At 42.9% G+C, this 19,534-nt stretch carries 22 protein-coding genes, 1 riboswitch and 1 other annotated feature; of the genes, 4 read left to right on the forward strand and 18 right to left on the reverse strand.

Features of this window, described 5'->3' with window-relative positions; translation table 11 throughout:
* Nucleotides 1-7 precede the first annotated feature (7 nt).
* From C6W18_RS11510 to purU, 5 genes are all read right to left on the reverse strand, one after another.
* Nucleotides 8-436: an organic hydroperoxide resistance protein gene (locus C6W18_RS11510; RefSeq protein WP_060596095.1), complete on the reverse strand. Its 429-nt coding sequence runs from the start codon at nucleotides 434-436 to the stop codon at nucleotides 8-10.
* A 306-nt stretch (nucleotides 437-742) separates the two neighbouring features.
* A complete protein-coding gene (locus C6W18_RS11520; RefSeq protein ID WP_105927631.1) occupies nucleotides 743-1,879 on the reverse strand; it encodes a Rap family tetratricopeptide repeat protein in 1,137 nt (378 codons plus the stop codon).
* Nucleotides 1,880-2,003: 124 nt separating this feature from the next.
* Nucleotides 2,004-3,251, reverse strand: a complete 1,248-nt coding sequence (locus tag C6W18_RS11525; RefSeq protein WP_105927632.1) for a glutamate-5-semialdehyde dehydrogenase — start codon at nucleotides 3,249-3,251, stop codon at nucleotides 2,004-2,006.
* Between the two features lie 12 nt (nucleotides 3,252-3,263).
* Complete coding sequence (gene proB, locus C6W18_RS11530; RefSeq protein ID WP_142392799.1) at nucleotides 3,264-4,361, reverse strand: glutamate 5-kinase; 1,098 nt, start codon at nucleotides 4,359-4,361, stop codon at nucleotides 3,264-3,266.
* Between the two features lie 55 nt (nucleotides 4,362-4,416).
* Nucleotides 4,417-4,634 (reverse strand) — a binding site (T-box leader).
* Nucleotides 4,635-4,677: 43 nt separating this feature from the next.
* Nucleotides 4,678-5,580, reverse strand: coding sequence for a formyltetrahydrofolate deformylase (gene purU / locus C6W18_RS11535; RefSeq protein WP_105927634.1), 903 nt, complete (start codon nucleotides 5,578-5,580; stop codon nucleotides 4,678-4,680).
* Nucleotides 5,581-5,742: 162 nt separating this feature from the next.
* Here purU and C6W18_RS11540 point away from each other — a divergent pair, with 162 nt between their 5' ends.
* On the forward strand, nucleotides 5,743-5,928 hold the full coding sequence (locus C6W18_RS11540) for a hypothetical protein (RefSeq protein ID WP_034322220.1): 186 nt from the start codon (nucleotides 5,743-5,745) through the stop codon (nucleotides 5,926-5,928).
* A 33-nt stretch (nucleotides 5,929-5,961) separates the two neighbouring features.
* On the opposite strand, the gene C6W18_RS11545 is transcribed toward C6W18_RS11540, so the two are convergent.
* Both C6W18_RS11545 and C6W18_RS11550 read right to left on the reverse strand, forming a co-directional pair.
* Nucleotides 5,962-6,276, reverse strand: a complete 315-nt coding sequence (locus C6W18_RS11545) for a DMT family transporter (protein WP_034322223.1) — start codon at nucleotides 6,274-6,276, stop codon at nucleotides 5,962-5,964.
* Nucleotides 6,273-6,602: a DMT family transporter gene (locus C6W18_RS11550; RefSeq protein WP_034322226.1), complete on the reverse strand. Its 330-nt coding sequence runs from the start codon at nucleotides 6,600-6,602 to the stop codon at nucleotides 6,273-6,275. The genes C6W18_RS11545 and C6W18_RS11550 overlap by 4 nt, the downstream gene beginning before the upstream one ends.
* A 65-nt stretch (nucleotides 6,603-6,667) precedes the next feature.
* Nucleotides 6,668-6,776, reverse strand: a riboswitch (guanidine-I (ykkC/yxkD leader).
* Between the two features lie 221 nt (nucleotides 6,777-6,997).
* Between C6W18_RS11550 and C6W18_RS11555 the strand changes: the two genes are divergently transcribed.
* Nucleotides 6,998-7,132 (forward strand): YrzI family small protein, encoded by a 135-nt coding sequence (locus C6W18_RS11555; protein ID WP_003212325.1) that lies wholly within the window; start codon nucleotides 6,998-7,000, stop codon nucleotides 7,130-7,132.
* 319 nt (nucleotides 7,133-7,451) lie between these two features.
* Nucleotides 7,452-8,495, forward strand: a complete 1,044-nt coding sequence (locus tag C6W18_RS11560) for a bifunctional transcriptional activator/DNA repair enzyme AdaA (RefSeq protein WP_105927635.1) — start codon at nucleotides 7,452-7,454, stop codon at nucleotides 8,493-8,495.
* 18 nt (nucleotides 8,496-8,513) lie between these two features.
* Here the strand turns inward: C6W18_RS11560 and C6W18_RS11565 are convergent, their stop codons facing one another.
* The 5 genes from C6W18_RS11565 to C6W18_RS11590 all read right to left on the reverse strand — a co-directional run bounded on the left by C6W18_RS11565 (nucleotide 8,514) and on the right by C6W18_RS11590 (nucleotide 11,596).
* A complete protein-coding gene (locus C6W18_RS11565) occupies nucleotides 8,514-9,059 on the reverse strand; it encodes a GNAT family N-acetyltransferase (protein WP_105927636.1) in 546 nt (181 codons plus the stop codon).
* Nucleotides 9,060-9,078: 19 nt separating this feature from the next.
* Nucleotides 9,079-9,567 carry a small multi-drug export protein gene (locus C6W18_RS11570; RefSeq protein ID WP_034322235.1) on the reverse strand — a complete coding sequence of 163 codons (489 nt, stop codon included), beginning with the start codon at nucleotides 9,565-9,567 and terminating at the stop codon, nucleotides 9,079-9,081.
* A 309-nt stretch (nucleotides 9,568-9,876) separates the two neighbouring features.
* Complete coding sequence (locus C6W18_RS11580) at nucleotides 9,877-10,629, reverse strand: HAAS domain-containing protein (protein WP_105927637.1); 753 nt, start codon at nucleotides 10,627-10,629, stop codon at nucleotides 9,877-9,879.
* Nucleotides 10,630-10,633: 4 nt separating this feature from the next.
* The gene (locus C6W18_RS11585; protein ID WP_105927638.1) at nucleotides 10,634-10,960 is read right to left on the reverse strand and encodes a PadR family transcriptional regulator; all 327 of its coding nucleotides are present in this window, start codon (nucleotides 10,958-10,960) and stop codon (nucleotides 10,634-10,636) included.
* Between the two features lie 114 nt (nucleotides 10,961-11,074).
* Nucleotides 11,075-11,596, reverse strand: a complete 522-nt coding sequence (locus C6W18_RS11590) for an acyl-CoA thioesterase (protein ID WP_034322378.1) — start codon at nucleotides 11,594-11,596, stop codon at nucleotides 11,075-11,077.
* A gap of 179 nt (nucleotides 11,597-11,775) precedes the next feature.
* Here C6W18_RS11590 and C6W18_RS11595 point away from each other — a divergent pair, with 179 nt between their 5' ends.
* Nucleotides 11,776-12,636, forward strand: coding sequence for a dimethylarginine dimethylaminohydrolase family protein (locus C6W18_RS11595; protein ID WP_105927639.1), 861 nt, complete (start codon nucleotides 11,776-11,778; stop codon nucleotides 12,634-12,636).
* Between the two features lie 62 nt (nucleotides 12,637-12,698).
* Here C6W18_RS11595 and C6W18_RS11600 read toward each other — a convergent pair whose 3' ends face one another.
* The 6 genes from C6W18_RS11600 to C6W18_RS11625 form a co-directional block, all read right to left on the reverse strand.
* Complete coding sequence (locus C6W18_RS11600) at nucleotides 12,699-13,667, reverse strand: ABC transporter ATP-binding protein (RefSeq protein ID WP_105927640.1); 969 nt, start codon at nucleotides 13,665-13,667, stop codon at nucleotides 12,699-12,701.
* Nucleotides 13,667-14,575, reverse strand: a complete 909-nt coding sequence (locus C6W18_RS11605) for a C40 family peptidase (RefSeq protein ID WP_105927641.1) — start codon at nucleotides 14,573-14,575, stop codon at nucleotides 13,667-13,669. Before C6W18_RS11605 ends, C6W18_RS11600 begins: the two co-directional genes overlap by 1 nt.
* Nucleotides 14,575-15,654 carry a dipeptide epimerase gene (locus tag C6W18_RS11610; protein WP_105927642.1) on the reverse strand — a complete coding sequence of 360 codons (1,080 nt, stop codon included), beginning with the start codon at nucleotides 15,652-15,654 and terminating at the stop codon, nucleotides 14,575-14,577. Before C6W18_RS11610 ends, C6W18_RS11605 begins: the two co-directional genes overlap by 1 nt.
* Entirely contained in the window at nucleotides 15,651-16,592 is a 942-nt protein-coding gene (locus C6W18_RS11615; protein ID WP_105927643.1) for a S66 peptidase family protein, read from the reverse strand. Before C6W18_RS11615 ends, C6W18_RS11610 begins: the two co-directional genes overlap by 4 nt.
* Nucleotides 16,593-16,896: 304 nt before the next feature.
* A complete protein-coding gene (locus C6W18_RS11620; protein WP_105927644.1) occupies nucleotides 16,897-18,519 on the reverse strand; it encodes a peptide ABC transporter substrate-binding protein in 1,623 nt (540 codons plus the stop codon).
* On the reverse strand, nucleotides 18,516-19,529 hold the full coding sequence (locus C6W18_RS11625; protein ID WP_034322252.1) for an ABC transporter ATP-binding protein: 1,014 nt from the start codon (nucleotides 19,527-19,529) through the stop codon (nucleotides 18,516-18,518). Before C6W18_RS11625 ends, C6W18_RS11620 begins: the two co-directional genes overlap by 4 nt.
* Nucleotides 19,530-19,534 lie beyond the last annotated feature (5 nt).

A 19,534-nucleotide genomic window follows, 5' to 3' on the forward strand; every position in this document is an offset into this window, starting at 1 on the left:
ATGTCAATTATTGGGCCACAGCCACTAGTTCTACTTCAATGTTTCCTTGAGTTGCTTTTGAATATGGGCATACGCCGTGTGCTTTATGAACCAGCTCGTCTAATGCCGATTGCTCGATTCCAGTTCCTTTTACTTCTAATTTAACGCCTAGTTTGAAACCGCCATCCGAACTATCTTTGACTAAGCTCACATGTGCCGTTACTTCACTTTCAAAGCGGATGCGCTCTTGTCTCGCTACCATTTGAAGGGCTGAATCAAAACATGCAGAGTATCCTGCTGCGAATAATTGCTCTGGATTCGTTGCTTTTTCAAGCTTTTTCGCTCTTGGTGTTCCAGGCATTGCCACATCATGCTCTAGTACTCCATCTGTTGAAACAACCTTTCCTTCTCTTCCTCCTACAGCTGATACCGTTGCAGTAAATAAAACGTCTGACATCAATATAACCCTCTTTCTCTCCATTAATGTTTTCTACAATTGAATTGTACACAATCTAATTTTAAGAGTCAATGAAAAAGCACTCTTATTAATCTTTCCTACAAGTTTCATTTTTATGAACATATCACGCTGGTTCATTTTAAGGCAGTCAATCAATAAAAAAAGCCCTTGAAATAGGGCTTTTAAATGGTAACATGTTGCGGATTCGGTTGTTCTAACGTGTGGTTTCTGTTATCCGGATCGGCATTTGCTGATGCCAGCCATAATGCCATGATCGTGATGCTTGTACAGACGACTGCCCATTTTTTAAAATTCATATAAACAATCCCCTCTCTGAATATAGATTCGAGCATGTTCCGCTTCTCTGTAGAACATGGAAGATTTTTCATAATCCTCCCATTCATTATAATACTTTGCGGTGTCTAATGCTAGCTCCTCTATATCTGGATATGCATAGGCAGACTCTAAAAAATGGAAAATTCGTTTAATATGCTCGGCATCTTGTCTCAAATACAATGCTTCTAGAAATTTTGTCTTTTGAATATGAATATCATCCTGAAGAGCTTCTGCTCGTTTCATACATTCTTCTCTGTAGTATAATGCTTCTTCGTTTTTACCTTGTTTGTATAATATCTGAGCGGCTGTATAAAGAGGGTCTATAGATCGACGAAGATGATGGGATTGATTTTGATCAAATAATGAGATGGATTCTTTCATTAAGTCGAGTGCGCGGTTCAAATCTCCCATTCTGTAATAGCTGTTGCCCATATTAAACAAAGAGGAAGCAATAAAACGCACATTCTGAAATTCTCTTGATCTCGCAAGTGCTCTTTCGAGATGTGGTAATGCCTTTTCATGCCTTCTCATATCATCATAATTACCGGCCACAATAAATTCACACTGAATGGTGCGAAGTGCATATAGTTCGTGCTGAACATAGACATCCAGCGCTAGTTTGGCATGGTGCATCGAGATATGGGTTTGTTTCATGTGATAATATATTTCTGACATTTTAAAATGATACTCCGCACGTTCAATATCATCTGATACAAAAGAAAGCTTATGTTCCGCCTTTTGATAAGACGATATAGCAGCAATGTATTGCCTTCGGCCGAATTCATACATGCCTCTGAAGAAATGATAGTAGTATTCAAGCATGCCTGTAACATGCGTTTGATGCTCATCTATTTCTTTCGAAAGCTCGGAAAAGTTGGCGCGAAGCTTTCCTTCCTTTAATGGCTTTAAATAATCGAGCATGACCTCATGCCTAAATTCCATTAAAGAAAAATAGAGAAGCAAGTTCTGATCTTCTTCCATTGAATCAAGAGAGGTGCGAATTTCCTGCTTTAACTGTTCTGCTTGTTCTGAATCAAATCTGCGGATTAATTCATACCACTTGTTGATTTTCACTCCAATATCCGAAGAGGGAATGATTTTCGCCATACGTTGCCTTCTCCAATCTTCTCAAAATATAAAACATTACCATATTTTATCATACTTGACCTGAGAAATACAAAAATGAGAGGAAAAAGAGAGCCTGTTGTGATTAGACTCTCTTTTGACATCGTTATTCTCTTATTTGTCCTTGACCACGAATGACAAATTTTTCAGAGGTTAAGGCTGGCAAACCCATCGGCCCTCTTGCATGCAGTTTTTGTGTACTAATGCCTATTTCTGCGCCATAGCCAAATTCAAAGCCATCTGTAAATCGAGTGGAGGCATTATGATATACAGCGGCAGCATCGACGGCTGTTAAGAAAAATGCCGCATGCTGATCATTTTCCGTAATGATGGCTTCAGAGTGCTTGGAGCTATAGGTTTGAATATGTTGAATCGCTTCTTCTATGTTCTGAACGATTTTGATACTGACAATTGGTGCTAAGAATTCCGTTTCAAAGTCAGCTGTTGTCGCAAGTGTTGCGCCCTGAGCAAGCGCGCACACGGCTTCATCTCCTCGTATCTCTACCCCATTTGCATGAAGGGCTTCAAATAACGAAGCGCCATGTGCCTTTGCCCATGTTTCATGAATGACAATGCTCTCGATGGCATTACAAACAGATGGTCTTTGAGTTTTGGCATTCAGAACAATCTGCTCAGCCATCTCTTTTTTGGCCGTTTCATCAATGTAGATATGACAGTTCCCTGCGCCTGTCTCAAGCACTGGCACGGTAGACTCTCTCACAACGAGATCAATTAAATTTTTCCCGCCTCGCGGTATGAGGACATCTAGGTAATCATTTAAGGTGAACAGCGTTTTAGCCGTTTCTCGGCCTGTATCTTCAATCAATTGCACACTGTCTACTGGAATATCCGTGGCATGAAGTGCTTCATGAATCACCTTCACAATCGCTTTATTACTATGAATGGCTGATGAGCTTCCTCTTAGAATGACAGCATTTCCAGTTTTCAAACAAAGGGTGGCAGCATCTACTGTCACGTTCGGTCTTGCTTCATAAATCATCCCAACCGTTCCGAGAGGCACACGTACTTTTTCAATCAAAAGACCATTTTCTTTTTGAATGGTTTCTAACGTTTCACCAATTGGGTCTTTTAGCTGAATCAGTTGAAGTGTAGCGTCTGCGATTGCCTCAATTCTCTCTTCCGTGAGTGTGATCCGGTCAATGACAGATGGAGTGAACTGCTTTTCCTTGGCTGCCTCAACATCCTTTTGGTTCTCCTCAATCAAAAAAGCTGAAGATGCTTTTAGCGCTTTTGCGATTGCGTCTAAAGCCGCATTCTTTTGTTCAGTCGTTTTTAATAGCAGCTGATCTTTGGCCACACTTGCTTTTTTTGCTTTTTCAAGAACTTCATTCATTGTATTCCCTCCTCAGTTTTGTACATGCTGTACCCAGTGATCTCGGTGTATAACCTCAGGCTTCTCATGTGAAAGCTCATCACTTCGCATCCCTTTAATGCCGAGAAGCTCATCAGACGCGTACAATGTTTGTCCCTTACCAACTAATCCGTTCGGACCGACGACCTCAACGACCTCTCCTTTAGAAAAATCACCAGCGACATCAATGACACCCGCCGGAAGAAGGCTTCTGCCGTTGTACAAAATCGCCGCTTCCGCTCCCGCATCAATCATGATTTTCCCAGAGACGGGTGAGTGGAATTGAATCCATTGACGACGGTTGTTAACGGCTGATAAGTCCTGTTCACCGATATACGTTCCATCACCTTGACCTGCGAGAATGTGAAGTAATTTGTCTTCCCCTGTACCCGTGCCAATGAAGACTTTGACGCCAAGTGAAAGTGCGGTTTGTGCAGCAGACAGCTTTGATTTCATCCCGCCTGTTCCAACCTTTGAACCAGTGCTCTTCGCATATGAAAATAATTCATCTGAAATGTGTGTCAGCGCATCGAACCGCTTTGCCTCAGGATGCTCATTTGGGTTTGCATCATAAATTCCATTAATGTCAGTTAAGATGATCAATTGATCTGCATGGATTAATCCACTGACAAGCGCTGACAGCATGTCATTATCACCAAAGGTCAGTTCCTCGATCGAAACCGAATCATTTTCATTAATAATCGGTAAAATTTTTCTTTCCAACAGCTCCATCATCGTTGCGTAAGCATTTCGATATCTTGTACGATCTGAAAAGTCATTACGTGTTAAAAGCATTTGTGCAGGCGTCATGTGAAACTGTGAAAATAGTTCAGTATATTTCTGCATTAATAAACCCTGACCAACGGCAGCAGCAGCCTGTTTTCCTTTTAAGGTCACAGGTCTTGAAGGATATCCTAAACTGCCAAATCCCGCCGCAACAGCTCCTGACGAAATTAAAATAACTTCATGCCCCGCTTCTCTGAGCTTTGCAATGGCTCTCACATGATCACACATTTTTTGTTCATCAATGGCTCCCTTTTGCTCTGTTAATGAACTGCTGCCAATTTTTATGACGATCCTTTGCTTTTTCATCATTGATTCCCTCCGCTATACCTTTAGGCACAAAAAAATCCCTTTTTCTCCTTAATTAAAGGACGAAAAGGGATTTTCCGTGGTACCACCTTCATTGAATAAGCATGCGTGTGCTTATTCCACTCAACTCCTGTAACGCCAGGCCTGCGCTTAGATTTTTCCTCTAAGGCTCAAAGGGTAGGTTCAGCAGCTGTCTGCGGCAAATGTTTCAGCATATCATTTGCTCTCTTTACACAGCAGTTCCTGCTTACTATTCCTTTTCAACGCTCGTTAATTTTTTTATATTATCACCAATTGCTTCAGAAAAGTCAAGCGGTCAATTAAACACGATCGTTTTATTCTCGTGAACAATAATCCGATCTTCTAGATGCCATTTGACAGCACGTGCAAGTACACTTCGTTCAATCGTACGACCAATATTCTTTAGTGCCTCTGCATCATCCCGGTGATCTACCCGCTCAATATCCTGTTCAATGATCGGCCCTTCATCTAAATCATTTGTTACATAGTGAGAAGTCGCACCAATTAATTTGACACCCCGCTCATATGCCCGCTTGTATGGGTTCGCACCGATAAACGCTGGCAGGAAGGAATGGTGAATATTAATGATTTTGTTCGGATGCTGTTCAATAAAGGCAGGCGTTAAAATTTGCATGTATCTAGCAAGCACAACCGCATCAATATCGTACTCTTCTAATAATGCGAGCTGCTCTTTTTCTGCTTCTTTGCGAATGTCTTTATTCGCCTTCACATGATGGAATGGAATCCCGAGCGCTTCTACTGTATCTTTCGCCGTTTCATGATTGCTGATGACAACCGCAATTTCAGCCATTAAATTTCCGCTCTGCCATTCCCATAGAAGCTCATGTAAGCAATGAAGTTCTTTTGACACGAAGATCGCCAGCTTTTTGAGCTCACTTGCGCGCGACATGCTCCACGTCATTTGAAATGATTCAGCAATTGGCTCAAAGCCGTTTTTCAGCTGATCAATATTAGCTGAGATGTCTTTCCAATCAAATTCAATTCTTAAAAAGAACCGGCCGCTTTCATGATCTGTTGTGTATTGACTGGATTCAATGATGTTTGCTCCGTACTCAAATAAAAAGGTAGATACAGCTGACACAATACCGGGCTGATCTGGGCAGCTGACAAGCAATCTTCCTTTTTGCTCGTGTTTTTGTCTGTGTAATTCAAGTTTTTCTGTAATCAATGTTCTCATGTATCATGACCTCTTTTACGTTTTCATTCTAATGAAATATTATACTGGACTGGAAAGAGAAAAAGCAATTGAGAGTCGCATTTTTTATTGAATATTCATTCAATTCTGCATCAGGCGTGATATAATGTGAATAGACCTTTTATCACAAAAGGAGTGATGGAGATGAAAAGCATGACTTTGTTTGGTAAAGTGAGCTTTTGGCTCGGCATCGTATGTCTGATCACTGGCATTTATCTTTTTATGACCGGAGAAAGACTCATTCCTTTACTCACGTTTGGTGTATGTTTTGTGCTTGTGAGTCAGCTTTACCGCAAAAATGAAAACGATTCCAATCATCATTCGATGTGACAAAAAGGCTGGCATCTGTTTGCCAGCCTTTTTTTATTCAATGATTTTTAGCCCTACCGCCGCAGACAGAATCAGTGCGATAAAGAAAATGCGTTTCGCCTCTTTCGACTCACCGTAAAACAGCATTCCGACAATGGCGCCTCCTGCAGCTCCAATTCCAGTCCAAATGGCATACGCCGTTCCCATCGGAATTGTATTCATCGCAAGAGACAGCATCAGAAAGGACAGCGAAAATCCAGCTGCAATGAATAAAACCCATTTCAGATGTCGATCTTTCTGGAATTGATTCATCATGGTGACACAAAGCATTTCTAAGATGCCTGCCCCAATGAGTAAAAGCCAGCTCACGATTCAGCCTCCCCTTTCTTTTCACCCGTTGTCAGTTTCAATCCTAATACACCGCACAAAAGCATCATGATCAGCAGTACTTTAACTAGCTGAACCGGCTCACCAAGTACCATGCCTAAGGTAACGGTACCTGCTGTTCCAAGCCCGGTAAAGACGGCATAAAGTGTGCCAACTGGCAGCACACTTGTTGCTTTTATGAGTAAATAAAAGCTCACGATAATACAAACGATGGTTGCGCTCCATTCAAGAAGCGAGTGGGCATATTTCAATCCCATCACCCAGCCGACTTCAAATATAGCCGCAATGAATACACTTCCCCATTTCATCCAATCTCTTCCTTTCTGACCAATTTCAAGCAACAAAAAAGCCCGGAAATCGATCGTTTGATCAAATCTCCCGGGCTTTTATCCCTCCGTGTCCATATGATCTATTCTAAAGATCCTATGTGTTTCCTCTCGGTCCAGACTACGTCGCCGCACGGAACCCTAGAAAACCAATTCATTATAAGCAGACCTGCCATAGAGCAGATTCTGTATGGAAAAATTGTATCACACCCCAGTATGCCGGTCTACTGCTTTACCTTCTCATTCAAATATACTTGTTCATTTTTCGAAAGAAATTTTATGGGACCGCCGTATACTAAGTGTTAGAAACAGGTCAACTGATAAAGAAGATTTGCGGGCTATTTCGCGTGCTGCGAACTGAAGGGAAATGAGCGTATATGACCATCCATTTATTTTTTATTACATTGACGATCAAGCGTAAATATAAGGACATGGAGACCGTTCTTTACGAACAAGAAGTCGAAACATTTTATGAAGAAATGAAACAGAAACAACTAAAGTATATGAACTAAAACAGGACATCAATAATGCGAAAAGGTGGAAATTGACATGTTTATGATACTTGCATTGCTTGATTGTTATACGAGGAAGAAGGATCAGGTTTAGACACATTCCGCATTCCTTAAAGCACGGTACGCCAATCCATACCCAACGCAAAGAGAGCAGCAAGAAATGCTCAGACGTTAGAGGAACGATCACACCGCTGGTATAATGAAATAAGATTGATGTGATGAACGTTCAACTTTAGGATGCTGCATTTACAGATCATCCGTTGTCTCGGCCCAAACAATGCTGAAAAACATTTTATAGGAAATCTAGAGGTGGATTCATATGATGATAACCGATGAACAAAAACATGAATTTTATCAAGCACTTGTTGACAAGAATCCGCAATATGACGGCACATTCTTTGCCTGTATTAAGACAACTGGTATCTTCTGTCATGCCACATGTACGGCTAGAAAGCCAAAATATGAAAACTGTGAGTTTTTCTTTACCGCGGAGGAAGCACTGCTGGCAGGGTATCGTCCATGCAAGCGCTGCACACCATTAACATACCCTAACAGCATTCCCGAAGAAGTCAAAACACTCGTTTCAGCAGTAGAAAAAAATCCTGAGAAACGCTGGAAGGAAGAGGACTTTCGCCAATTAGGGATTCACTCTGCCACAGCTCGAAGAAAATTTAAAGACATTTACGGCATGACCTTTGTTCAATATGCAAGATCACGCCGAATGGGACTTGCCTTTAAAGAAATTTTGAACGGAAAAAAAGTGATCGATCAGCAGGTCACTTTCGGCTATGAATCTTCAAGCGCCTTCAATGATGCATTTACGAAAATCATGGGGAATCCCCCTAAAAAAGCGCAGATTAACATTCTCTATGCTAATTTTATTTCCACACCGGTCGGGCGGATGATCAGCGTGACAGATGCCACACATGTGTATTTACTGGAATTTATGGACAGGCGGGGACTCGAAAAAGAAATTGAAACATTAAGAAAAAAGCATCATGCCCGCATTTTAGTTGGAGAAACAAACGTCCATCAGCAATTGGCAAAGGAATTGGCCTTATATTTTGAGAAAAAGCTTACCAAGTTTACTGTGCCACTTTCCTTACATGGCACCCCTTTTCAAATGAAGGTGTGGGACATACTCTCACGTATTCCAGCAGGTGAAACAAGATCATATAGAGACATTGCCAATATGCTTGGCGATCCGCACTTGGTTCGGGCGGTTGGCAATGCAAATGGTGCCAATCAAATGGCAATCATCATTCCATGCCACCGCGTCATTCAAACAAGTGGTGAGCTCGGTGGATACGGCGGTGGAGTCGAACGCAAGAAATATTTACTTCAGTTAGAACAGCGTGTATAAAAGAAAAAACGGCTCTCTTTATTGGTTAAGCGAGCCGTTTTCTCCGTCATGGGTGATGCTGTATACATCAATGATTTGATCCCATTTTGAAATGGTTTTTTCTTTTTCCATGCCCAATTTTAAAGCGACCTTCACCGACGCTTCATTCTCAGGACGAATTAAGCTCACCATCCGTCTGACCTTCATTTCTTCAAACCCATAAGTCAAACAGCCTTTTGCAGCCTCAGCAGCATACCCATTTCCCCACGCCGCTCTCTTTAGCATATAGCCGATTTCAAGCTCCGTTTGTCCTTCGATGTTTTGCAGCACAATTCCGCTTTGCCCAAGCGGTTCCTTCGTTTCTTTATCTTCAATGATCCACAGGGAGGTATGGTACATTCGGTCATTCTTTTGATTCCAGGCAATCCACTCTTTCGTCTGCTTTTCATCCTTTAAAGAAGGATAATACTTCATGACTTCTTCATCTTGGAACAACATTTCGTATAAGAATTTCGCATCATGCTCATCCATTGTTCTAAGTCTAAGGCGCTCTGTTTCGAGCACTGTCCGCGTTTGATGTTTCATCTGCTATCCTCCCTTCGCTCTACCTCTGAAAGATATCTCCGAACAATCCATTTGAATCCGGGGCAAAGTAATGGAAGCCTGCGCCTGTTAAACTAGCTGCTAGCGCCGTCCACATCATTAAGCTAACCGTCATCCACACCGCCACTTGTTTTCTTTTCGTACCGAAGCTCATACACATAAATGCCGCTAAATGACTGCCGATGATAAAAGGACCGACGAGCGCAAGACCAGGAAGACCATATCGTTCCCAAATCTTTCTGGCCCGTAGCTGCTTTTTCTCCCCTTTTTCATCACTTTTCTCTTCTTTTCTCTTCAACCGCCATGCTTTAAACCGGTCAACGAAGACAATAAGAAGCAAGACTGTAAGAAAGTTGCCGATGAATCCAATAATCGCCGTTGTTACAGGATGCAGTCCACTTAAGATCGCCAGTGGAACGACACCAACCACTTCAAAAAAAGGCAAAGCAGCCAATACAAAAACAAGTACATATCCCCATACGATATCCAAAAACAGAACCCCTTTTCATTTTTGTCCTCTTCCCATTGTAAAGAAAAACATGATTCCATTTCTACATTTTTTTAGAAAAAGAAAAGCACATCGTATAGGATGTGCTACAGATTGTTGACAAAGGGCTAAAATGATCTTTATTTTAGCCCTTTGTCTTCTTTTCAGCGTGATTGAAAACCTTTGAAGTCTAGGAAGGACGAGCACTGGAGTGGAGCGAATTTGACATTCGTGAGCACCGGCGCGCAGGACTGACACCGAATGCGAGGGTTTGTCTACACGCTGAAGCACATCGTATAGGATGTGCTATGCTTACATTGAATGTTCATTTTTCTTGTTTGTTTTCCTTAAAAAAGCGATCGTGAGCAAAACTAAAATGACAATGGAGAGCAGACTTGTGAAAAGAAGCATCAGAGGCGATGTCCATCCAATCCATTCGAATAGAAGCTGCGGTCCGAAGAAGATCAGCGGAATCAGCGACACCATATTCGCTTTTAATATTGCATTAAATAAGACAATACACAGCAGCATAAGAAGAATGACGCCCCATCTTTGACTCGAGGTAAGCACAAGTAAGGGTGTGCCAAGTTTTTGATCCAATAATTTCACTGTGATCATGGCGGTCATCTGAAAAACACCTAATATCCAAAAGTAAAAAAAAGCCCTCCTGCTTGTTTGAAAAGCAGACGCTCTAAACATCACAATGGTCATGATGACATTGGCCACTATAATCAGCGGATAACCAATGAGTGCATACCAAGAATACGATAAACTTTGACTGATGGCGTCTGCTAAAATCATGTAAAAGAGCGATCCAATTAAAAAAGCACTGACAAACGGAACCCAGTCTTTATAATTTCTAGAAAGCTCTTTTGCTAACTCGTCAGCAAAGCCCCGCGGATCTCCGCCGAACACATCCTCACCTGTTTTACCATCTTTTTCAGCGTCGACAGCGTGTGTCGTCAGTTCATCCATCAGCTCGTCAATGTCGTCCTGATTTTTCCCCTTTGATATGAGATAGAGTTTCAGCTCTAGTAAGATGTGTCTTGTTTCTTTTGATACCATATTCTCACTTCCCTTTATGTAATAAGCGCTCTACATTTCCTGACAGCTCATTCCAGCGTGCGATAAAATCTGTTAGCGCTTGTTCTCCCGCTTGAGTGAGCGTATAGTATTTCCTTTTCGGTCCACTTGCGGATGCTTTTGTGACAGTGCTCACTAGCTGTTCTTTTTGCATACGCAGCAGAATCGGATAAATACTTCCTTCACTAATTTGATCAAACCCATAATGCGCGAGCTTCTTCGTCATTTCATACCCATAAATTTCACCTTCAGAAATAATCGACAGCAGGCAGCCTTCTAAAATTCCTTTTAGCATTTGTGTTGATGTTGTCATCATTGATCCTCCGATTTCAGTATCTTGCATCACAAGATAGCTTCATCTTAACACACACTATCTTGCCATGCAAGATACCATGATAGAAAAAAATCACCGCTTAAAGGGTGATTTTTACGCCCATGGTTTATCTGTCCCAAGTGCGTCAGCCAATGCTTTACTATGCTTTCGGCGGCTTTTTCTTTCCTCTGCTCGCTGCTTCGCTGTTTGATGCAGCATGATTTCTTCCTCTGTTTCCGGCATGACTTGTGGGACTTTCTTTGGCTTCCCGTTTTCATCTAACGAGACAAAGGTAAGAAATGAAGTCGCTGCGAGTCTGCGCTCTCCAGACATCAAGTTTTCTTTGATGACCTTGACGAACACTTCCATAGAAGACGTGCCGACCCATGTGACATAGGACTCTAAACATACCGACTCCTTTTGTCCAATCGGCTCTAAAAAATCAACTGAATCCATTGATGCCGTGACCGTTTCACATCGGCTGTGTCTTGCTGCCGAGATGGAGGCAATATCATCTATATAACTCATTAATTTACCGCCAAATAATGTTTGATGGTTATTCGTATCGAGAGGGAAAACCCTGCTTGTTTTAACGACTTTTGATTCTTTACAATACTTGAAATTTTCTTCACTCATCATCATAGCCCCTTCTTGCTGATTTCTTTGATGCGGAACGCTTTTTATTAAACACTATTCTTTTAGGTTTGTCTAAACTTTTTGCTTTAGTCTCACATGAGAGATTTTCTTTCGGAAATGTTTCAACATTTACTAGAAGGAGGAATAATAGAACTATCTACGAACAAGGAGGCCATTTGATGGATTCTATGAAATCAGAGAAAGTGTACAAAACACCGCACTGTATGAGTGAATATGATGATTTACAAGAAGTCCTCTTGTGCAGCCCTATCTATATGGAAATCAAACAAATCATCAACGAAACCCAAAAGCATTTTGCTAGAGAAAATATTTCTCAAATCAAAGCAGTGGCTCAGCATAAGCAGCTGATTCAAACGTTAAAACACCATCATGTACGGCCTACCCTGCTTCCTGCAAATGACCGCTTCCCTGAACAAGTCTTCACTCGGGATATTGGGTTTACGATTGGACATACCTTATTTGTGTCAAACATGGCCGCTCCGGTTCGACAAGGAGAAGAACAATCCTTAAAAGAGTGGGCTCAGGCAAAGGGATGGACATCCGTCACCCTGACAGAAGGAACAATTGAAGGCGGCGATGTGCTTGTGGATCAGACCCGCGTATTTGTTGGAACGAGCAAAAGAACAAATCCAGCCGCTATCCATCAGCTAAAAAAAGAACTGCCGAATCACGACATCTTTCCCATTCATCTTCCTTCTCATATTTTGCACCTCGATTGTGTAATGAATATTCTTTCTCATGAGGAGATATTGATTTACCCTGAAGCCTTCACCAAAGAGGATCTTCACTTGCTCAAAAAGCATTATGACCTGATTGAAATAAGTGAACAAGAGCAATTCACACTTGGACCAAATGTTTTATCCATTGGGCAGAAAAAAGTGATCAGCTTGCCCATCAATCAAGAAACAAATGCTGCATTAACCGCTCATGGGTACACCGTCATTGAAGTGGATTTTTCAGAAATTATTAAATCTGGCGGCTCTTTTCGATGCTGCACACTGCCTATTCGGCGTTCATAATTACAAAAAAGCCAGCTAGTTTACTTGCTGGCTTTTTTGCGGCTTGTCCTATTTTCATGGCTTTATTTTCTATCGTATAAATGACAGGCAACTTCATGTCCTTCTTCCGCTGCTTGTAATGTCGGTTTTTTTTCAGCACAGACGTCCATGGCGGCAGGACATCTTGTTCGAAATACACAGCCGCTTGGCGGGTTCACTGGACTTGGAATTTCTCCTTTTAAAATGAATCTTTTGCGCTTGTCCTCCACGTCAGGATCTGGAATCGGGATAGCAGATAGCAGAGCCTGTGTATACGGATGCAGCGGCGTCTTATATAAAGCATCACTACTGGTCATTTCCACGAGATGTCCTAAATACATCACACCAATTCGATCGCTAATATATTTGACCATAGACAAATCATGCGCAATGAATAGAAACGTTAATCCTTCCTCTTTTTGCAGCTTTTTCAGCAAATTCACGACCTGCGCTTGAACGGATACATCTAGTGCAGAAATCGGCTCATCTGCCACAATAAATTTTGGCGCTAAGGCAAGTGCTCTTGCAATTCCTATTCTCTGCCTCTGTCCTCCGCTAAATTCATGCGGATAGCGGGTGGCGAAATCATAGCTTAGCCCTACCGCTTCAAGTAGTTCTTTCACGCGGGCGATCCTTTTCTTTTGACTCCCATAAAGGTTATGGATCTCCATCGGTTCCAGCATAATATCTTTTACTGACAGCCTTGGGTTTAAAGATGAATACGGATCTTGAAACACCATTTGGATTTGTCTATTGAAATCAAATGCTTCTCTTTTAGACAGGTGGTGAAGACTTTTTCCTTCATACAAGGCTTCGCCATCTGTCGGGTCGTAAAGCCGCATGAGCACCTTTCCAAGTGTGGATTTGCCGCAGCCGGACTCGCCAACAAGACCAAAGGTTTCACCTTGTTTCAGCTGAAAAGAGACGCCGTCTAATGCTTTTAAGGTTCTTCCTTTGGATAGATGAAAATGTTTTTTTAGATTGCTGACTTGTAAAAGTGGTTCAACTGCCATCACACCTTCCCCCTTTCGTTTGGCAAATACCGCCTTGCACCTGCCCATTCTCTCTCATATGAAGTGCCAGAAAGGGAAAGAAGCTCAATTTGTTTGCCGGTTTTAGGCGAGTGAAGCATGAGGCCATCTCCCGCATATATCCCAACATGGCGAACAGCTCCCTTGCCGTTTTCATTTGCAAAAAACATCAGATCACCTGGTTCTAAATCGCTTGATGTGACCGGGGTTCCTTGAACTGCTTGATCACTTGCGTCTCTTGGCAAAAGATATCCGCACGCTTTGTACATGCTGTAAGCAAAACCGGAACAGTCGTAGCCAAAGCTGCTCATGCCGCCCCATAAATACGAAAGCCCGATAAATTGTTTTCCAATGTCTAAAGCATCCTTTCCGGTCATAGTGAAAGGTAACGAAACCGGACGCACATCCTCTTTTTTGATTTCTCTTCTTCCTACTGGGGTAAGAACATGAAAATGATCACTGGCTTCTTCAACCACTGCCAGCTCTGTTAAAAAACTAACCTCCATATCCTCTTTCCCTTTTTGATATAACACGGCTTTTTTCTGATCTACGACATGGGTTGTAGCTTGCGCACCCTCCTCCGTTACTTGCTTTAATTGCTGAACAGGGATATAGCCAGGGTAGCCTTGCGGGTGTTTCCGGCTTGCCTGCTGAGGGATTACGACTCTCATCCACCCGTCTGTCTCTTTTAATCCAATGACTCGTTCGCCGAGCAGCACTTGCGATTGAATCAGATTTTCTTCACATAAAGCCAATTTTTCTTCATACGTTTGCTGGTCAATCCACTCTTTGATTTTGACGGAGCCCTGAAGAATCTTCCGATCGATTTCTCTTGGCGACTGCGGCGCTGTCCATACATTCGCGACTGGAACCTTTGATTCATATATCATCACGAGACTCCTTTCACTCCTTGAATGCCTAACCCATGATGTGGCGGAAAGAATATATCTTTTCCTTTGTACACGATTCCTCCGTCTATTAAGTCCTCTTTTAGCAAAAGCGGGGCATCAAAGTCGTAGCGGGTAATATTCTGCTGGCTTGCGGCGAGATGAGCGGCTGCTGTAATACCAAGTTTGGTCTCAATCATACTGCCAACCATGCACTTTACGCCGTAAGCTTCTGCTAAACCATTGATTTTCAGTGCTTCTTTTATACCGCCTGATTTCATTAATTTTAAATTCAGCAGATCACAGCTTTTCGTTTCAAGCACCTTGATTGCATCATGGAACCCGAAAATGCTTTCATCCGCCATAATCAACGTGTCTGTTGCTTCCGTCACCCGGCGCAGGCCTTCGATGTCTTCTTTAGGCACTGGTTGCTCAACTAATTCGATATTCAGCGCCTCCATTTTCCGAATGGCCACAATCGCTTCCTTCCACGTCCAGCCCTGGTTCGCGTCGAGCCTGATTTGAATATCCGGCCCGACTTTTTCTCGAATCCGCTTGATGCGCTGAATATCAGTGTCTATGTCATCTTTTCCTACTTTTATCTTTAAAGTAGGAAAGCCGTCAGCTACATATTGCTTCGCATCTTCCGCCATCTCTAGCGGCCGGTTGACACTGACCGTATAATCGGTTTCAAGCTGATCGCGATAACCGCCAAGGTATTGATAAAGCGGAAGCCCTGCCTGTTTCGCTAAGCCATCATAAATCGCCATATCAATTGCAGCCTTTGCACTTGTGTTCCTAGCGAGCACACGGTCTATAGCTGAAAAGATTTGTTCATATTGCGACAATGAAGCCCCAAGCAAGATCGGCCTGATCACTTCACAGATGGCATAGTCAATGCTTTCTAGCGTTTCACCAGTAATCACCGATGTTGGAACTGCTTCTCCGTAGCTGATATCACCTTGATCATATGTGATGATGACGATCAGAGATGCTGCGTCATACACCGTTCTTAAAGCGGTTTTGAACGGCTTCTTTAGCGGTACACTCGTTCTGCATGTACGAACATCTACGATTTTCATTTAATCGCCTCTTTTGCTGCGACACCTGGAGAAATGTGCAGTTTTTTTCCTGTCGCATCTAATACAGCCTGCGTGCCTATTGGGATGGCAAAGTTCGGAGATGAATGACCAATCCGAAAGCCGCCAAGTGCAGGTTTCTTTTGCGGCACAATATAGGTCTCCCATAGCTCTTCCAGCGTTAAGGACTGCTCTTTCTTTTTTGGCTCACATTGATGAAAATCCCCAATGATGAATCCAGCCGCTTCTTCTAATTTTCCAGCAGATGTAAGGTGCTGCATCATTCGATCGATTTTATATGGTTCTTCGTCAATATCTTCAATGAACAAAAGCTTCCCCTTTGTATCGATCTCAAATGGTGTACCAAGTGTTGTCACGATGAGGGCAAGGTTCCCTCCTGTGATTTCGCCTGAGGCAGTGCCGTGATAGAAGGTATGGAGAGGTGACAGGTGATGCGCATACGTAAAGGTCCTTGGAGTGAACAGCTGCAAAAAAGTATCCTTCGTATACGGATGGACCTCCTCACATCCCACATCAGAGGAAAGCATCGGGCCATGAAAGGTCACAAGACCTGTCTGCTGCTGGATCGCCGTATGTAAAAACGTAATATCGCTATAACCCCAAAAGATTTTTGGGTTCCGGCGAATGAGGTCATAATCAATGGCTTCCGCGATTCTTCCAGTCCCGTATCCTCCGCAAGCACAAATCACAGCCTTCACTTCGGGATCTTGAAACATGCGATGAAGATCTTCTACTCGCTTATGATCATGACCTGCTAAATACCCATACCGGTCGTCGATATACTTCCCTTTTTTCACCTTCAGCCCAAGGCTTTCTAAAAAGGCAATCCCTTTTGCTAATTTCAGCTCATCAGGCGGGCTTGCTGGTGCAATAATCCCCACCGTATCCCCTGTTTGAAGTGCAGCTGGCAGCTGATTCATGCCATATCCCCTCTTTCTCTTTTTCTTTCAATCTATGGGCATCTTCTTCATAACATGAACGATTAAAGGAACAGACGCTTTTTTCAAAGCGTCCCAGATTGTTGACAAAGCGCTAAAATGATCTTTATTTTAGCACTTTGTTTCTTTTCAGCGTGATAGAAAGCCCTTGAAGTCTAGGAAGGACGAGTACCGGAGCGAATGAAATATTCGTGAGCACCGGCACGCAGGACTGACAACGAATGCGAGGGTTTGTCTACACGCTGAGACGCTTTTTTCAAAGCGTCCCTTTACCACATTTACTTATTTACTCTCCATCTACTTGCGCCCATTTCAAATCGATATAACCAACGGGGTGACGGACAATGCCCTTCACGCCTTCTTTTTGTAGATGTACTTGGTTATAAAAATGGATTGGAATAATCGGTGCTTCTTCAATGAGAAGTGCCTCCGCATCATGAAGGATGTCGTTTCTCTTTTGTTCATCTGCTTCTTGGCTCGCCTTCTTGATCAACTGATCATAGGTGTCGTTTGACCATCCTGTCCGGTTCATCGCATTTCCTGTTTGGAAGCTCTCTAGGAAATTGATCGGATCTGCATAGTCTGCTAAAAATGAACTTTGCGAGAATTGGAATTTCAGTGCCTTTTGATCTTCTGAAAACACATTCGCTTCCATGTTCGCAAGCTTCACGTCTACACCTAGCGCTTCTTTTAACTGTTGCTGGATCGCTTCAGCTTTTTTCTTGTTCTCAGGCTTTGTACTATATGTTAATGTGACGGGCGGCAGCTTTGAATAGTTCTCTTCTTTTAGCCCTTTTTCTAACAGCTTCGCGGCTTCACTCGTATCATTTTTCACAAGATCGCCGCCAGCTTCTCTGAAATCCTCACCCTTTGAATCTAGAATTCCCGGCGAAACGAAGGCGCGTGCTGGCTTCTCTTCATTTTTCGTTACATAATCCACAATATCTTGCGGGTTGATCGCCATTTGAAAGGCTTTGCGAATGTTCTTATTTTGAAAAGGTTCCATGTTCACATTCAGACGATAAAAGAACAGTCCGGCCTGATCTTCAATTTGGACATCTTTATTTTTCAGCAGATTTTCACTTTGCTCTGCTGGGACAAAAGCAGTATCTAAATCTCCTGATTGATACATTTGATAGTCTGTGTTTCGATCACTGATCATCAGCCATTTCACTTGATCCAGCTTAACCGTTTTTTTGTCCCAATACGTCTCACTTTTTTCCATTGTGAAGCTCTCGTCATGCTTCCACTCTGTGAGCTTAAACGGTCCATTCCCGACAAAGGTTTTGGCATCCTTCGCCCAGTTCGGATCTTTCTCTGCCACTTTCTCATTCACAGGAAAAAAAGCAGGATTTGCTGTCATATTTAAGAAAGATTTCTGCGGGTACGCAAGTTGGACTTCAAGCGTTTTGTCATTTACAGCGCTGACTTTCACGTCTTCTTTCTTTCCTTTGCCGCTGTTAAATGCCTCGCCTCCTTCAATCATGTATGCTAAGAACGATGCAGAAGATCCTGTTTTCGGATCTAACAGCCGCTTCCAAGCATATTCAAAGTCGCTCGCTTTGACTGGATCACCATTCGACCACTTGATGCCATCTCGTAAATGAAACGTGTACGTTTTCCCATCCTCGGAAATTTCCCATTTTTCCGCCATGGCAGCAGATGGTTCGTGCTTTTCATTCAGTCTCGTTAGCCCCTCCATTAAGTTATTCAGCCCTTGCCAGGATACATTATTAAAGCCAATCGGGGGATCAAACGATGTTGGTTCGTTTTCGTTATTTATTGTTAACACTTTATTTTCACCCTTATCGCTTGACGATCCTTTGCCTGCTTGCTCATTGGCTGTACATCCAATGAGTAGCATCATAGATAACAAACATACACTGACGATCCAACCTTTTTTTCTCATGAGATACTCCCCCTTTGTGTTACAGATAAAATCGTTTGTTTTGCTCTCTCATCCTGGAGCCAGCAATGCACTGTATGTGTAGGTGAACGCTGCGTTTCATGCGGCATGATATGATCACACACTTTCATGGCTGCCGGGCAGCGCTCTGTATACGGACAGCCTTTCGGTGGAGCAAACAAATCCGGCGGGCTTCCTTCAATTGGAATGAGTTCATCTTTCATATCAAGTCTTGGAACGGATTGCAGCAGTCCTTTTGTGTACGGGTGCTGCGGACTGTAAAAGATATCCTGTCTTGTGCCGACCTCAACCATTTTCCCTCCGTACATCACAGCCACTCGATCTGCGACTTGAGCTACAACCCCTAAATCGTGCGTGATTAAGATAATGGTGACACCTGTTTTCTTCTGAATCTCTTTAAATAGCTCTAAAATTTGCGCCTGTATGGTGACATCTAGGGCGGTTGTCGGTTCATCTGCGATCAGCACCTTAGGCTCGCAAATCAGTGCCATTGCAATCATGAGCCGTTGTCTCATTCCGCCGCTGAACTGATGTGGATATTGCTTTAGTCTCTCCTTCGGCTGCGGAATGCCAACCAAATCAAGCATCCGAATGGCGGCTTCTTTCACTTCTTTTTTTGTCAGCTTCTGATGCTCCTTCGCTGCTTCCATCAGCTGATCCCCTATTGTCAAAGTCGGGTTCAATGCGGTCATCGGGTCTTGGAAGATCATAGAGATATCGACACCACGGATGGCACGCATTTCTTTTTCAGATAAAGAAAGCAAGTTACGGTCACGAAACCAAATTTCCCCTTGATCTACATGAGCGCTGTATGCCGGAAGAAGCCGCATGATGCTTTGTGACGTCACACTTTTTCCGCAGCCTGATTCTCCAACAATGGCAAGGGTTTCTTTTTCATACACATCCACATTTACCCCGCGTACCGCTTGAACCGATCCGCCATATGTCCGAAAGCTGACATGCAGATCGATAATTTGAAGAACTTTTTTCAAAGCGC

It is taken from the genome of Bacillus sp. LLTC93 (assembly GCF_002993125.1).
GTDB classification, from domain to species: domain Bacteria; phylum Bacillota; class Bacilli; order Bacillales; family Bacillaceae; genus Bacillus; species Bacillus zhangzhouensis.